The organism is Amycolatopsis ruanii (genome assembly GCF_003385175.1).
GTDB lineage: Bacteria > Actinomycetota > Actinomycetes > Mycobacteriales > Pseudonocardiaceae > Amycolatopsis_E > Amycolatopsis_E thermalba.
In genome coordinates, this window is sequence record NZ_PQHY01000053.1 from 34035 (window position 1) to 49127 (window position 15093).

15 protein-coding genes and 1 pseudogene are annotated in these 15093 nt (G+C 71.6%); 9 read left to right on the forward strand and 7 right to left on the reverse strand.

The annotated features are described in order from the left end of the window. Nucleotides 1-22: 22 nt before the first annotated feature. Complete coding sequence (locus tag D0D28_RS24745; RefSeq protein WP_240323332.1) at nt 23-577, reverse strand: hypothetical protein; 555 nt, start codon at nt 575-577, stop codon at nt 23-25. A gap of 187 nt (nt 578-764) precedes the next feature. Between D0D28_RS24745 and D0D28_RS24750 the strand changes: the two genes are divergently transcribed. The 4 genes from D0D28_RS24750 to D0D28_RS24765 are packed head-to-tail and all read left to right on the forward strand — an operon-like array spanning nt 765 to nt 4327. Continuing rightward, nucleotides 765-1412, forward strand: coding sequence for an ABC transporter permease (locus D0D28_RS24750; protein ID WP_094003430.1), 648 nt, complete (start codon nt 765-767; stop codon nt 1410-1412). A 37-nt stretch (nt 1413-1449) separates the two neighbouring features. Next, on the forward strand, nt 1450-2595 hold the full coding sequence (locus tag D0D28_RS24755) for a betaine/proline/choline family ABC transporter ATP-binding protein (RefSeq protein WP_116112819.1): 1146 nt from the start codon (nt 1450-1452) through the stop codon (nt 2593-2595). Next, the gene (locus D0D28_RS24760; RefSeq protein WP_116112789.1) at nt 2592-3368 is read left to right on the forward strand and encodes an ABC transporter permease; all 777 of its coding nucleotides are present in this window, start codon (nt 2592-2594) and stop codon (nt 3366-3368) included. Before D0D28_RS24755 ends, D0D28_RS24760 begins: the two co-directional genes overlap by 4 nt. Further along, a complete protein-coding gene (locus D0D28_RS24765) occupies nt 3365-4327 on the forward strand; it encodes a glycine betaine ABC transporter substrate-binding protein (protein WP_116112791.1) in 963 nt (320 codons plus the stop codon). Before D0D28_RS24760 ends, D0D28_RS24765 begins: the two co-directional genes overlap by 4 nt. Before the next feature lie 6 nt (nt 4328-4333). Here D0D28_RS24765 and D0D28_RS24770 read toward each other — a convergent pair whose 3' ends face one another. Further along, on the reverse strand, nt 4334-4798 hold the full coding sequence (locus D0D28_RS24770) for a DUF6474 family protein (RefSeq protein ID WP_116112794.1): 465 nt from the start codon (nt 4796-4798) through the stop codon (nt 4334-4336). 103 nt (nt 4799-4901) lie between these two features. On the opposite strand from D0D28_RS24770, the gene D0D28_RS24775 reads away from it, so the two are divergent. After that, nucleotides 4902-6536: a TM0106 family RecB-like putative nuclease gene (locus D0D28_RS24775; RefSeq protein WP_116112796.1), complete on the forward strand. Its 1635-nt coding sequence runs from the start codon at nt 4902-4904 to the stop codon at nt 6534-6536. Here D0D28_RS24775 and D0D28_RS24780 read toward each other — a convergent pair. Continuing rightward, complete coding sequence (locus tag D0D28_RS24780) at nt 6520-7227, reverse strand: TioE family transcriptional regulator (RefSeq protein WP_116112799.1); 708 nt, start codon at nt 7225-7227, stop codon at nt 6520-6522. The two genes, D0D28_RS24775 and D0D28_RS24780, sit on opposite strands and share 17 nt — an antisense overlap. An 82-nt stretch (nt 7228-7309) precedes the next feature. Here D0D28_RS24780 and D0D28_RS24785 point away from each other — a divergent pair, with 82 nt between their 5' ends. After that, nucleotides 7310-8452, forward strand: coding sequence for an erythromycin esterase family protein (locus D0D28_RS24785; protein WP_116112801.1), 1143 nt, complete (start codon nt 7310-7312; stop codon nt 8450-8452). 189 nt (nt 8453-8641) lie between these two features. On the opposite strand, the gene D0D28_RS24790 is transcribed toward D0D28_RS24785, so the two are convergent. Next, nucleotides 8642-9400, reverse strand: coding sequence for an SDR family NAD(P)-dependent oxidoreductase (locus tag D0D28_RS24790; RefSeq protein ID WP_094003437.1), 759 nt, complete (start codon nt 9398-9400; stop codon nt 8642-8644). A gap of 157 nt (nt 9401-9557) precedes the next feature. On the opposite strand from D0D28_RS24790, the gene D0D28_RS24795 reads away from it, so the two are divergent. Continuing rightward, a complete protein-coding gene (locus tag D0D28_RS24795; RefSeq protein WP_116112803.1) occupies nt 9558-10862 on the forward strand; it encodes a UDP-glucose dehydrogenase family protein in 1305 nt (434 codons plus the stop codon). Between the two features lies 1 nt (nt 10863). On the opposite strand, the gene D0D28_RS24800 is transcribed toward D0D28_RS24795, so the two are convergent. Genes D0D28_RS24800 through D0D28_RS24810 form a run of 3 tightly spaced genes read right to left on the reverse strand, consistent with a single transcriptional unit; the run spans nt 10864 to nt 13675 of the window. Further along, nucleotides 10864-11733 carry a VOC family protein gene (locus tag D0D28_RS24800; RefSeq protein ID WP_116112805.1) on the reverse strand — a complete coding sequence of 290 codons (870 nt, stop codon included), beginning with the start codon at nt 11731-11733 and terminating at the stop codon, nt 10864-10866. After that, nucleotides 11726-12250: an RNA polymerase sigma factor gene (locus D0D28_RS24805; RefSeq protein ID WP_116112807.1), complete on the reverse strand. Its 525-nt coding sequence runs from the start codon at nt 12248-12250 to the stop codon at nt 11726-11728. The genes D0D28_RS24800 and D0D28_RS24805 overlap by 8 nt, the downstream gene beginning before the upstream one ends. Before the next feature lie 51 nt (nt 12251-12301). Continuing rightward, complete coding sequence (locus D0D28_RS24810; RefSeq protein WP_240323333.1) at nt 12302-13675, reverse strand: MFS transporter; 1374 nt, start codon at nt 13673-13675, stop codon at nt 12302-12304. A gap of 139 nt (nt 13676-13814) precedes the next feature. On the opposite strand from D0D28_RS24810, the gene D0D28_RS24815 reads away from it, so the two are divergent. Then, nucleotides 13815-14648, forward strand: a complete 834-nt coding sequence (locus tag D0D28_RS24815; protein WP_116112812.1) for a helix-turn-helix transcriptional regulator — start codon at nt 13815-13817, stop codon at nt 14646-14648. A gap of 57 nt (nt 14649-14705) precedes the next feature. Further along, a pseudogene (locus D0D28_RS24820) lies at nt 14706-15093 on the forward strand (hypothetical protein); the annotation flags it as partial.

Genomic DNA, 15093 nt, shown 5'->3' on the forward strand with positions numbered 1-15093 from the left:
GCTCCTGAAAGAAGAGAGTGGGTCAGCGCGCTGCGCTGAGGTGAAGGGGGTTGCGCGTCGCGAGCACGGGCGGGCCTCGCCTCGCGTGCATGCGGCTCAACAGCACCAACACCTGCGGCACGCCGGGCGCCAGCGCCAGCGCGGCGGGCAGCGGGACCGGTGGGGGAAGCGGTCCGAACAGGACCGGCAGCAGCAGGGCCAGCCGCGCGGCGGCGACGTGCAGCAGCGCTTCGGCGTACGCCAGCAGCAGGCCGGTCAGCAGCGTGGCGGCGACGTGCGCGGCGAGCATCGCGCCGGGCATCGACGCCGGATGCGGCATCAGCTCGTCGAGCACGACGTGCATCAGCAGCTGGGCCGCGCCGAGCACGGTGAGCACGCCGAGCGGGCCGCGGGTGCGGTCGGCCAGCGCGGTGCCGATCCAGCCGACGAGCAGGACGAGCAGCAGCGTCAGCGCGGTGTCCGGCACGCCGCCGTGGGCGAGCGCGTGCGCGCTGACGGCCAGGCCGCCGGAGGTGAAAGCGAGCAGGACTCCGCGCACGCTGCGTAACGCACCGTGTCGCCGGGGTCGTCTGCTCACCGATCCAGGGTATGAGACGGGTGCTGATCACCGCGACCGCGTCCCGGGTGGTGAACGCGGCCGACCAGCCGGATCGGTCTCGATCGGACAGTCAGCCGGTGTCGGTGGTTGAGACTCGTACGTTTTTCGGCAACGGTAAGTAGGCCGGACGAGTGAACGACTGATCGGGAGGAGGCGGCCGCACGGGATGAACCTGTTCGAGTACGTGGCCGATCGCTGGAGCAGACTCGGGTTGCAGGCCTGGCTCCACGTCAGCGCCGTGGTGCAGTGCACGATCATCGCCGCCGCCATCGGTGTCCTGATCGGCGTCGCGGTCTACCGCAGCCCCATCGGATCGGCCCTGGCCACCGCGCTGGCCAGCACGGTCCTCACCATTCCGTCGTTCGCGCTGATCGGGCTGCTGATCCCGATCGTCGGCCTGGGGGTCGCGCCCAGTGTGATCCCGCTCGTGCTCTACGCGCTGCTGCCGATCGTGCGGAACACCATCGTCGGGCTGAGCGGGGTCGATCCCGCGGTCACCGACGCCGCGAAGGGCATCGGGATGAGCCGGTTCGGCGTGCTCACGCGCGTCGAGCTGCGCCTGGCCTGGCCCGCGATCCTCGCCGGCATGCGCGTCGCGACCCAGATGCTCATGGGCATCGCGGTGATCGCCGCCTACGCGAAGGGCCCGGGCCTGGGGTCCGAGGTGTTCGCCGGGCTGACCAACGCGGGCAGCACCAACTCCATGAACCAGGCCCTCACCGGCACGATCGGCGTGGTCGTCCTCGCGCTGATCCTCGACGGCATCTACGTCCTCATCGCCCGATTCACCGTTCCGAGGGGTGTCCGTGTCTGAAACCATCGAATCGCCGGCCAAGGCGGACTCCGGCGCGGTGTCCGGCGTCGAGATCCAGCTCGAGCACGTCACCAAGCGCTACCCCGGCTCGCGCCAGCCTGCCGTCGACGACGTCACCATGACGATCCCGGCCGGGAAGATCGTGATCCTGGTCGGCCCGTCCGGCTGCGGCAAGACCACCACGATGCGCATGATCAACCGGCTGATCGAGCCGACGTCCGGCCGGATCACCATCGGCGGCGAGGACGCGCTGAGCCTCAACCCGGACCGGCTGCGCCGCAAGGTCGGCTACGCGATCCAGCAGGCCGGGCTGTTCCCGCACTTCACGGTCGCGCAGAACGTCGCGGTCGTGCCCGGGCTGCTCGGGTGGGACAAGAAGAAGATCGCCGACCGCGTCGACGAGATGCTCGACCTGGTCGGTCTCGACCCGGCGCAGTTCCACGACCGGTTCCCGCGCCAGCTCTCCGGTGGCCAGCAGCAGCGCGTCGGGGTCGCCCGGGCGCTCGCCGCGGACCCGCCCGTGCTGCTGATGGACGAGCCGTTCGGTGCGGTCGACCCGATCACCCGCGGCAACCTGCAGGACGAGCTGCTGCGGCTGCAGTCCGAGCTGCGCAAGACGATCGTGTTCGTGACCCACGACTTCGACGAGGCCGTGAAGCTCGGCGACAAGATCGCGGTGCTCGGCAACCAGTCGAAGATCCTGCAGTACGACACCCCGGACGCGATCCTGGCCAACCCCGCCGACGACACGGTTGCCGGGTTTGTCGGCGCCGGCGCCTCGCTCAAGCAGCTCACCCTGCTGCGGGTGCGCGACGTCGAGCTGAAGCAGGACGCGATGACCGCGTCGATCACCGATTCGCCCGCCGAGTTGCGCGAGCGGATGACCTCGCGGCGCAACACCTACGCGCTGGTGCTCGACCACCGCCGCCGGCCGGTCCGCTGGGTGCACGTCCGCGACCTGGGCAGCGCGTCGTCGCTGGCGGACGTGGGCAAGCCGATCGGCGACTACGTGAGCCTGCAGTCGACGCTGCAGGACGCGCTCGAGGCGATGCTGGTCGAGGGCGGCGGCGTGCCGGTCACCGGCGCGCGCGGCGAGTACGCCGGCATCATCGAGCTGGACACGGTGATGGGCACCATCCAGCGGCTGCGCGAGGAGCACTCCGACGACGGGGGACCGGCGTGACCACAGCCGTCGACAAGGGGTTCACCACCGAATCCGGTTCCCGCCGCGCCGAACGGGCGCGGCTGCTGGTGCAGCCCGCGGTGGTCGTGGTGGTCGTCGCCGCGGTCGTGGCCTGGGCGCTGCTGCGGGACAACGACGCCATCGAGGCGCAGAACCTGAACGCCGCCCGGCTGCTGGAGGCGACGTGGCAGCACCTGCTGATCACGGTCGCGGTCGCGGTCATCGTGGTCGGCGTCGCGGTGCCGCTCGGCGCGGTGCTCACCCGCTCCTGGGCGCGGCCGGTCGCGCCGGTGTTCCTGACGATCGCGAACATCGGGCAGGCCGCGCCCGCGCTCGGCGTGATCGTGCTGTTCTTCCTCTGGACCAGCTGGGAAGGGTTCTGGTGCGCGGTCCTGCCGATCGCGTTCTACTCGCTGCTGCCGGTGCTGCGGAACACGATCGTCGGCATCAACTCGGTCGACCCGGCGCTGATCGACGCGGGCCGCGGGATCGGCATGTCCGGCCGGGCGGTGCTGTTCCGGATCGAGCTGCCGCTGGCGGTGCCGCTGGTCCTGGCCGGGCTGCGCACGTCGCTGGTGCTGGCGGTCGGCACGGCGACGCTGGCGTTCTTCGTCAACGGCGGCGGGCTCGGCGAGCTGATCGACACCGGCTACAAGCTCAACCGCGTCCCGGTGCTGGTGTTCGGCGCGATCCTGGCGGTCGGCCTGGCGCTGCTGATCGACTGGCTGGGCGCGGTCATGGAACGCGTCTTCGGACCGAGGGGGTTGTCGTGAAGCACCGGCTCAAGGCGATCGTGGGCGCCGCGTTGCTGACGACGTCGCTGACCGCGTGCGGTCTGGACGTGAACGCGGCGCTGCCGTACGAGGTGAAGCCCGGATCGATCCGGCCGGTGCCGAGCCTGGCGGGCGTGAACATCGCGGTGGGGTCGAAGGACTTCACCGAGAACATCATCCTGGGCTACATGGCCGAGCTGGCGCTGTCGGCGGCCGGGGCGGACATCACCGACCTGACCAACATCAGCGGGTCGAACTCCGCGCGGCAGGCGCTGATCAACGGGCAGATCGACATCTCGTGGGAGTACACCGGCACCGCGTGGATCTCCTACCAGGGCAACACCGAGCCGATCCCGGACGAGAAGGCCCAGTTCGACGCGGCGAAGAAGGCGGACGAGGAGCGGTTCGGCATCACCTGGCTGGACTACTCGCCGGTGAACGACACCTACGCCTTCGCCACCACCGAGGCGTACGCGCGGCAGCACAACCTGCGGTCCACTTCGGACATGACGGAGTTCCTGAAGCAGCACCCGGAGCAGGCGATCTTCTGCGTCGAGACCGAGTTCGCGAGCCGCCAGGACGGAATGCCGGGGGTGCAGAAGACGTACGGGTTCCCGACCACGGAGGTCAAGACGTTCGGCACGGGCACGATCTACTCCGCGGTCGCCAGCGGCACCTGCAACTTCGGCGAGATCTTCACGACGGACGGCCGCATCGCGGGCCTGAACCTGCGGGTGCTCACCGACGACAAGCGGTTCTTCCCGCAGTACAACGCGGCGGTCACGATGAAGAAGGAGTTCCTGGACGCGCACCCGGCCGTCCGCGGAGTGCTGGAACCCGTCGCGAAGGCGCTGGACAACCAGCAGATGATCGAACTGTGCAAGCAGGTGGACGTCGACGGCCGCGACGCGGGTGAAGTGGCGCGGGACTGGATGATCTCGAAGGGCTTCATCCAGTAGCCGGGCTCAGACGCCGAGGCGCTTGAGCAGCTGGCCCTCGATCCGCTCCAGCTCGGCCGTCACCGCCTGGTGGGCGGCCTTGCGGCGGGACCCGGGCATGCGTTCGGCCGCCCGGATGGCGGCGGTCAGCTGCTCCAGCGTCGCCTGGGAGTCCTTCGCGAAGCGGACGTCGTCCTCGGTCGCGCGTTCGGCCTTGCGCACCTCGGCCAGCGCCTCGGACGTGCCGGCGATCCGCGCCAGCAGGTGCGCGCCGCGGCCGGTGAACTCCGACAGCCGGTCGAGCGGCACGCCGAGCCGTCGCGCCTGGTAGTGGTCGTAGGCGTCGCGGACCGCGCTCGCCGCCTTGACCGCGAGCGGTGCCAGCGCGGGGGCCACCGCGGGCACCACGATCTTCGCCACGGCGACGGCGTTCCTGGCCTTCTTCGGCGTGATGCCCGTCTCGGCCGGCGTCCTGGTCTTCTTGCGAGCCATGGGCTGAATGTAGCGGCAGGCACGGGCGGGAGCATGTCCGGCACGTAATGCGCCGCTCACACTCGGCGCGGAACTGTCGGTGGTCCTCTCTAAAGTAGGTGTCATGGAAACTGAGGTGCTGCTCGAGGCCGGCGCGGTGAGCCGCTGCCGTCGTCGCGTGCACCTCGACCACGACCCCGCGATGCGCGAGGTGCCGCTGGCCCCGCCCGACCCGTCGGCGGAGCAGCGCATCGCCGACGCGGCCGCCCACCGGATCGAGATCCGCGACCGGCTGATCGCGGCGAACCCGGGCGCGAGCTGGGTGGTCGTCGACCGCGAGCTGCCGCCGCCGGGCCGCGCCGCCGCCACCCAGCAGGCGATGGCGCGGGGTGCCGACTACATCTGGGGCGCGCTGCTGCCCGCCGACCGCGCCGGCCACCGCCGCGGCGGGTCCGAGCTGCTGGTCCGCGCCGACGGCGGGTACCTGCCGGTGCTGGTGGTCCGGCACCGGATCACCGACCCGGGCGCGGGCGCGGTCACCACCCCGCCGCACGACCTGGACCCGCGTCACGCGATCCCCGACCCGGCGCGCCGGGTCCGCTCCCACCCGCGCGACCAGATGCGCCTGGCCCACCTGCGCCGCATGCTCGAGGCGCACGGGGTGGCGTCCGGCCGTCTCGTCGGCGGCGTCATCGGCCTGGACGCCGACGTGGTGCTGTGGCACGACCTGACCGCCGCCACCTGGCCGAACGGGCGCACCGCGCTGACCGAGTACGACCTGCGGTTCGCCGACCGGCTGGCGATCGCCGAGGCCGCCCGCTCCGGCGGCCCCGCGCTGGCCGAACCGTCGCGCGTGCTGGAGTGCCGGACGTGCCCGTGGTGGCCGACGTGCGAGGCCGAGCTGACCGCGATGCGGGACGTGAGCCTGGTCGTCCGCGGTGAGGACGCGATGGAGCTGCGCCGCGCCGGGGTTTCCACAGTGGACAAGCTCGCCGCGCTCGACCCGGACGACGAGCCGCCGATCATCTGGACGTCCGGCCCGTTCGCCGACGCCGTGGCACTGGCTCGGGCGTGGCTCGCGGACCTGACGATGGTGCGCCGCGTCCGCGAGGTCGAGGTGGCCCGCGCGGACGTCGAGGTCGACATCGACATGGAGTCCTTCGGCGAGTCGGGCGCCTACCTGTGGGGCTGCCTGCTCAGCGGCGCGGACATCGGCGTCGAGCAGGGCTACCGCGCGTTCGTCACCTGGCAACCGCTGCCCACCGGCGACGAGGCGCGGTCGTTCACGGAGTTCTGGACGTGGCTGCGCGAGGTCCGGGAACGCACCCTCGCCGCGGGCCTGACGTTCCGGGCCTACTGCTACAACGCGATGGCCGAGAACCGCTGGCTCTTCGGCTCCGTCGAGCGGTTCGGCGACTTCCCCGGCATGCCGGCCAAGCGGGAAATCCAGTCCTTTGTGGATTCCGACGAGTGGGTGGACCTGTTCCGCAGCGTGTCCGACCAGTTCCTGTGCGCGCGCGGCAAGGGGCTGAAGGTCGTCGCCCCGGTGGCCGGGTTCACCTGGCGGGACCCGGAAGCCGGTGGTGAGGCGTCGATGCGCTGGTACCGCCAGGCGGTCGGCATGGACGGCGGCGAGCCGGACCTGAGCCAGCGTGACCGGCTGCTGCGCTACAACGAGGACGACGTGCGAGCCACCCACGCGCTGCGCCACTGGATGACCACCACCGCGAACAGCATCCCGTTCATGGGCGATCTGTAGGCGCCACGCGCAGATATCGGCTGAGGTGGGTGGCCGCGTCCAGCATCGCCACCCCCTGCGCGGTCAGTTTCTCCTGCCACGCCGTCAACGCGTCGGCTAGCGCCTCGGTGCCGCCGGCGGCCCGGATCTGCCGCACCACCGCGGCGATGTGTTCCAGCAGGTAACCGCCGCGCCGCAGCAGGTGCCCCAGTTCGGCGTCGCGCACGTCGGCGGCCTGGTAGAGGCGGTACCCGGTCGCCGGATCCCGGGTGGGCGCGACGATGCCCGCCGCCTCCCACTTGCGCAGGGTCGCCGGCGTGACCCGGAGCCTCCGGGCGAGTTCGCCGATCGTCCGCGGTGCGGCGTCCGGAACGGACGGGGTCTCGGTCAGGTGGCCGATCGCCGTGCGCACCGAATCCAGGGTCTCGCGGTCGCGCAACAGCTGGGCGTGGCCGCGGTCGACGAGCGTCAGCGCCTGGTCGAGCCGTCCGTCGTTGACCGCGTTCATGATCTGTCCGGCCACCGCGTGCCCGTAGGCCCGGACGAGCGCCAGGAACGCCCGCAGCGCCGCCGCGTGCACCTCCGTGTAGATCCGGTACCCGCTGGGCGTGCGGCCGGCGGGCGGGAGGAACCCGTCCCGCTCGTAGTTGCGGACCGCCTGGGTCGAGATGCGGTGCTCGCGCGCGAGGTCGGCCGGTTTCAAGGTGACCACATGTTGGAGACTTTACCCCACCTGTTCCGGGGAAATCGCTGGTGAAGTCTCAACCGTTGTTTCAAAGATACGATTGAGGCTCATGGACATTCGAGAACTGCTCACCCCGGCCGTCGACTTCCTGGCCCTCGGCGAGCCCACCCACCTGGAGTCGGCCTTCGCCCGGATCCGCAACGAGCTCTTCGCGCAGCTGGCCGATCTCGGGTTCACCGGGATCGCCCTGGAGACCGATCGCGTCGCCGCGCTCACCGTGAACGACTACGTCCAGCACGGCGTGGGCACGCTCGACGCGGTGCTGCGCGACGGTTTCTCGCACCGCTTCGGCGAACTCGACAACAACCGGCGGCTGGTCGAGTGGATGCGTGAGTACAACGAGACCGCCGAGCGGCCGCTGGCCTTCCACGGCTTCGACGTCTCCACCGAGATGATGAACGCGCCCAGCCCGCGCACCTACCTGGAGCACGCCCGCGACTACCTGGGCCTGGACCACGACATCGCGGGCCTCACCGGCGACGACGAACGGTGGAGCCGCACGGAGGCGGTGATGGACGCGGCTTCCTCGCCCGGCGCCACATCGGAGGCCGACCGGCTCCGGGTGCTCGCCGATGACATGCTCGTCACCCTCCACGCGAGCGCGCCGATGCTGATCGCGGCGACCTCGCGCGCCGCGTGGCACCGGGCCAGGATCCACCTCACCGCGGGTCTCGGCCTGCTGCGTTACCACCGGCAGGCCGCCGAACCCGGCGCGGACACCGCGCGCTGGACCCGCATGAGCGCGTTCCGCGACGCGATGATGGCCCAGAACCTGCTCGACATCCGCGACATCGAGCGCGGCCCGGTGCTGGTCTTCGCCCAGAACCGCCACCTGCAGCGCAACGAGAGCCACATGCGCATGGGGCCGATGGACGTGAACTGGTCCAGCGCGGGCGCCATCGTGTCGTCGCTGGTGGGCGAGCGGTACCGGCTGATCGTCGGCAGCCTGGGCCGCAGCAGGGCGATCGAGCTGGGCGAGCCCCGGCCGGAGACCTTCGAGGGGCTGCTGCAGCGCCGCATCGGGACCTGGGGTGTGGTGCCGGCGCGGGACATCGCGCCGGCGGACGTCCGCACCGACACCAACCCGATGCAGGGCTACTTCCCGCTGGACCAGGACACGGTGGACGGCGCCGACGCGATCCTGCACGTCAGCGCCGGCACCGACACCCAGGCCCTCGCCCTGCGCGGCTAGGTTCTTCACAAGCGGCGGAGCCGCTTGCGCGGGCCGTCAACCGGCACCGCCGCGGGTTCTGAGGCGGCTCCTGGCGAGGACAGCGCCGACGTGGTGTATCGGCCATACATGAGGAGGCGATCCCACAGCCAGGGGCCGTCTCAGGTTCCGCTACCTGCGCCGCTACGCAAGCCGCTTCCGGAACACCCTTTAGCGGGGGGCCATCCTCAGCGAGCCGTCCATGCGGATGACCTCGCCGTTGAGGTAGTCGTGCTCGACGATGTTCACCGCGAGCTGGGCGTACTCGTCGGGCCGGCCGAGGCGCTTCGGGAACGGCACGCCCGCCGCCAGGCCGGCGCGGAACTCCTCGGAAACGGTGGCGAGCATCGGGGTGTCGATGATGCCCGGCGCGATCGTCATGACCCGGATGCCGTGCGAGGCCAGGTCGCGGGCGGCGGGCAGGGTCATCCCGGCCACGCCACCCTTCGACGCCGAGTACGCGACCTGCCCGATCTGCCCGTCGAAGGCGGCGACCGAAGCGGTGTTGATGATGACGCCGCGCGCGCCGTCTTCGACGGGCTCGGTCTTGGCGATCGCTTCGGCGGCCAGGGTCGTCACGTTGAAGGTGCCGATCAGGTTCACCTCGATGACCTTGCGGAACAGGTTCAGGTCGTGGGTGCCCTTCTTGGACAGGATCCGCGCGGACGGCCCGATCCCGGCGCAGTTCACCACGACCCGCAGCGGCACCGCGCCGCCCGCGGCCTGCTCCACCGCCGCCGCCACCTGGTCACCGTCGGTGACATCCGCCTCGACGTAGGTGATCCCCTCGACCTTCTCCGCCTTCTCGATCCCGGCGGCGAGGTCCAGGGCGAACACGTGCGCGCCCCGCGCGGCGAGCGCCTTCGCCGTGGCGCCGCCGAGGCCCGACGCGCCACCCGTGACGATCGCGGCAGTGTCCTTGATCTGCATGAACGGTTCCTTCCGTGGCCGGCCACTCTGCTCTGCCCATGAGGTTAACGCTCGTTTGCGTGGCACCGGCGTGGCCCTCCTCACCCGTCGCGCGACGTATTCGGCGCGGACGACTTCCGTTAGGACTGCGGTCAACTCCGGCTGTCACCGTCGGCTCATGAGCGGAGCTCGCATCGTCGTGATCGGCACCGGATACGTCGGACTGACCACCGGGGCCTGCCTCGCCGCCCTCGGACACCAGGTGACCTGCGTGGACGTGGACGACGTCAAGGTGGCCCGGCTCGCCGCGGGACGGGTGGACATCCTGGAACCCGGCCTGGAGGAACTGGTCACGCGCGGGCTCGCCGCGAGAAGGCTGCGGTTCGTCGTCGGGTCCCGCAACGCGGTGGCCGGTGCGGACGCGGTCTACCTGTGCGTGCCGACCCCGATGGGCGCGGGCGGCGCCGCCGACCTACGGGCCGTCGAAGCGGTGATCGGCGAGATCGCCGACGTCCTGCCGTCCGGGTGCGCGGTGGTCACCAAGTCGACCGTCCCGGTCGGCACCGCCCAGCGCATCCGCGCCCTGCTCGGCCGCGACGACGTGCCGGTGGTCGCCAACCCCGAGTTCCTGCGCGAGGGCACCGCGGTCGCCGACTTCCTGCACCCGGACCGGATCGTCGTCGGCTCCGACGACGAGGACGCCGCCCGGCGCATCGCCGACCTGTACCGCGACCTGTCCGCGCCGAACGTCATCACCGACGCGGCCAGCGCCGAGCTGGTCAAGTACGCGGCGAACTGCTTCCTCGCGATGAAGCTGTCCTACGTCAACGCGATCGCCGAACTGTGCGACCGGCTGGGCGCGGACATCGTGTCGGTGACCGAGGGGATGGGCTACGACCGCCGCATCGGCCGGTCGTTCCTCAAGCCCGGCCCGGGCTGGGGCGGCTCGTGCCTGCCCAAGGACACGCACGCGCTGGTGCAGGTCGCCGAGTCGGTCGGGTTCGACTTCTCGCTGCTGACCGCGGCGATCGTGGAGAACATCGCGCAGCGGGACCGGATCGTCGCGAAGATCGCCGGCGCGGTGGGCGGCAGCCTGGCCGGTTCCCGGATCGGGGTGCTGGGCCTGGCGTTCAAGGCCGGCACCAACGACCTCCGCGACTCGCCCGCGCTGTCGGTCACCTCGATGCTCGCCGCGCACGGCGCCGAGGTCACCGCCTACGACCCGGCGGTGCGCGCGGCGCTGCCCGGCATGACCGTGGTCGACGACCCGTACCAGGTGGCCAAGGACGCCGACGCGATCGTCGTGCTCACCGAGTGGGCCGAGTTCACCAAGCTGGACTGGGGTTACACGGCGGACCTGATGCAGGGCGACGGGGTGGTGGACACGCGGAACCTGCTGGAGCCGCGGACCATCACCGGCGCCGGACTGTCCTATGTGGGGCTCGGCCGCCCCCGCACGGCCCGCGTCGCCCTGCCCGGCTGACTCACGGCTGCCAGAGCCAGAACTCGATGCCCTGGTTGTCCACGCAGTCGGCGGTCAGGCCGTACGGCTTCCGGTCCACTTCGGTCACCTGACCGCCGGCGGCCCGGACCCGCTCCACCGCGGCGGGCACGTCGTCCACGGCGTACATCAGCTTCCAGCCGACCTGCCGCGGCCCGCCCCACAGGCCACCCTCCAGGCCGGGTCCTTCGAAACCCCAGGCGCCTTCGACGGAACCACGCGAGAACTGCCAGCCGAGCACGCTGCCGTAGAACGCCTTGGCGGCCTCGTCGTCGGGGACCTGGAACGTGAAGTACATGGCCTGGCCGTGCCGCGCGGTGTCCTGGCCGCTGGCGCGGACCGGCGCCTGGGCGAGCAGCCACCGCTGGCCGAACGGGTCGCGGATCGAGCCGGAGCGGCCGTGCCCGCGGTCGGAGACCGGGTCGAGCACCTGCGCGCCCCGCTCGACGGCGCGCTCCACCGCGGCGTCCACATCGGACACCTCGATGCGGACGCTCGCGCCACCGGCCGCCGAGACGTGACCGATCTCGGGGAACTCCTCGGCCAGCATCAGGACGGTGTCGCCGATCACCAGTTCGGCGTGCCCGATCCGGCCGTCCGGCATGACGATCGGGTCGCCGCGGCGCTGCGCGCCGAACACCTCCACGTAGAAGTCCAGGGCCCGCCGCGCGTCGGACACGGCGAGATACGGGGTCAGCGAGTGCAGTTCCGCCCGTGCGGGTGCTTCCGTGCTGGTCATCTCTCCTCCGTTCAACACAGCGCGACGCAGGCGCTCGCGCAGCTCGGCGGCGAACCGCGGATCGGGGTCGACCGGCTGGACGGGGGCGCGGAGGGCGTCGAAGGGGTCAGTCATTCCGCACCTCCTTCTCCCGGTAGGCGGCCCGGAACGCGGCTCGCGCCCGGACCAGCAGCGCTTCCGTGGCGTGCACGGTCCGGCCCAGCAGCCGGGCGACCTGCGGCACCGGCAGCCCGTCCAGGTACCGCAGCGTCAGCGCGGCCCGGTGGTGCGCGCCCAGCGACTCCAGCACCTCGCGGGCCAGCAGGGCGTCCAGTTCGGCGTCCCACGGGTCCACCGAGGCGGCTTCCGTCTCGTGCACCACGCGCAGCCCGCGCTCCTCGCGTTCCCGCCGCCGCCAGTGGTCGACCAGCTTGTGCCGGGCGACCCCGATGAGCCACGGCGTGCTCACCGGCGGGGCGCCCGGGTTCCGGCACGCGCTCACGGCGCCGAGGAACGTCTCCGAGGTCAGCTCCTCGGCCACGCCCCGGTCGCCGCAGCGCGCGAGCAGGTAGCCGTACACCTCCGGCAGCGCCGTCTCGTACAGGTCGAGCAGCGCGAAGGCCGGGTCCGGTCGTACCCGCGGTTCGCTCACACCCCCATCGTCGTCCGGGACGGCGCTTCTCCGACGTCTCCGGGCGGATTTTCAGCCGCGCGGGTCCGGCAGCCGGCGCGCGCTCACCGCCACGCCTACCATCATGACCGCCTGCACGCCGGTGACCAGCAGCAACGCACCCGCCACGCCCCACGTGCCGGTCAGCGCGACGAACAACGTGCCCAGCGTCGCGACCCCCAGCGCGAGCGAACTCTGCTGGGTCGTGGTGAGCATCCCGCTGCCCGCGCCCGCGCTCTCCGACGGCACGCGGGACAGGACGACCCGGACCAGCGTCGGCCCGGCGAGCCCCTGCCCGGCGCCGGTCACCAGCATGCCGGGGGTCAGGGCGAGGACGGTGACGTCCGGCCAGGACAGCAGCACCGCGCCGATCAACGCGAGCAGCCCGACCACCTGCACGGTGGTGCCGAGGACGATGACGTGGTGGCCGAGCCGGGCCACGAACCGGCTGCTGAGCAGGGACATCACCAGGAACGCGACGGCCATCGGGGTGAGCGCGAGGCCCGAGGCGAGCGGGCCGAGGTGCAGCCCGTCCTGCAACACGAGTGCGTAGACGAACAGGAACCCGCCGAAGCCGAGGAAGAACGGCACCGCGACGGACAGCCCGCGGCCCACGCTCGGCATCCGCACCAGCGACGGCGGCAGCAGCGGCGTCACCCCGCGCGCTTCGAGCCGCCGTTCCACGGTCACGAAGGCCGCCGCGGCGAACGGGAACGCGGCGAGCAGCACCCAGCACCACGCGGGCCAGCCCAGCGCGCGGCCCTCCATGAGCGGGACCAGCAGCGTGAGCAGCGTCAGCCCGAGCAGTCCGGTGCCCCAGCCGTCCACGCCGAGCGGGTTGCGCGCCCGGGTCTCCGGCAGCAGGCGGCGGGCCAGGACCAGGCCGAGCACCCCGATCGGCACGTTGACCAGGAAGATCGGCCGCCAGCCGCTGCCTGCCAGGTCGGCGGACACCAGGACGCCGCCGAGTAGCTGCCCGACGACCATCGCGATTCCACCGGTCGCGCCGTAGTAGCCGATCGTGCGCGAGCGCTGCTCGCCGGTCGTGGTGGCCTGGATGATCGAGAGCACCTGCGGCACCATCAGCGCGGCCGCGGCGCCCTGGGCCACGCGGGCCGCGACGAGGACCCCGGCGGTCGGCGCGATCCCGCAGACCAGCGAGGTGAGGGTGAACGCGGCCAGGCCGAGCGAGAACACGCGGCGGTGGCCGAACGCGTCCCCGAGCCGCCCGCCGACGACGAGCAGCAGGGCGAACGCGATGCCGTACCCGGCGACGATCCACTCCAGGGTGGCGGTGGTCGTGTGCAGGTCGGCATTGATCGTGGGCAGTGCGACGTTGACGATGAACAGGTCGATGGGCGCCAGCGCCGCCCCCAGCAGGACGGTGGACAGCCCGCCTCGGGTCAGTGCCGGCCGGGTCTCGGCGGCGCCAGGGTTGTCGTCATGACTACCACGATCAACGCGGCTGGAGACTGGTACCAGTGAGTGCTTATCCAGGTATCCGGACTACCTGGTAACAGGGTCGGTGGCGTGTCAGGCTGGGATCATGACCACCGCCCTGGCCGCCTCCACCGATGAGATCCGCCGTCGTGAGCTGGCGTCGTTCCTGCGCAGCCGGCGGGAACGGATTTCGCCCGAGCAGGTCGGGTTGCCCTCCGGCGGCCGTCGGCGCACGCCCGGGCTGCGCCGCGAGGAAGTCGCGCAGCTCGCCGGGGTGGGCGTCACCTGGTACACCTGGCTGGAGCAGGGCCGCGACATCCGCGCGTCGGAGCAGGTGCTGAACGCGATCGCGCGCACCCTGCGGCTCGACCCGTACGAGCGCAGCCACCTCTACACCCTCGCCGGCCTGCCGGAACCCCCGATCGAGGTGGACCGCACGGTCGTCACGCCCCAGGTCCGGGCGATGCTGGACCAGCTGGAGCCGTTCCCCGCCGTGGTGCAGAACGCGCGCACCGACATCCTCGCCTACAACGCCGCCTTCGACTGGCTGATGGACGTGGACAGCATCCCGTTCGAGGACCGCAACTCGCTGCTGCAGTGCTTCACGAACCCGAGGTGGCGCGCGCGGCTGCGGGACTGGGCGGACGGGATGCCGCGCACGGTCGCGCAGTTCCGCGCCTCGATGGCCGAGCACATCGCCGAACCGGGCTGGAAGGCGCTGGTCAAGCGGCTGCGGCAGGAGTCCCCGGAGTTCGAGGCGGTGTGGAACCAGCACGACGTGCAGCCGCTGTGCAACCTGACGAAGGTGTTCGTGCACCCGGAAGCCGGCCTGCTCACCTTCGACTTCACCCACCTGTGGTTCGGCAGGCACTCCGAAGTCCGGCTGACCACCTACACCCCCGCGGACAGCGAGACGACCGCCGAGTTGCGGGCGCGTTGATCTTGCGGAACCGGTAGGCGGGCTGGTTCCGTCGTACCCCGGAGGATTGGGGGACGGATGACCGAGGGCAACCCGCTGGTGGCGCAGGCGCAGTCCCAGACGACGGCGGTCACTGGCATCGGGATTCTGGAGTCGGCGCAGGACCTGTCGAACGGGGTGAAGGACGGGTCGTGGGTCGAGGGTGGGCTGGGTGCGTTGGGCACTGGTCTCGAGGTTCTGTCGATGGTGATCGATCCGCTGGGGACGCTGGCTCAGTACGGGGTGGCGTGGTTGATCGAGCACGTGCGGCCGTTGAAGGAGGCGTTGGACTGGTTGGCGGGGGATCCGCCGGTGATCCAGTCGTTTTCGGATACCTGGGCGAATGTGGCGGCCGAGGTGGGTGTGGTCGCGGGGGATTTGAAGAACGAGGTCGAGGGTGGTACGGCGGGGTGGGCCGGTCAGGGGG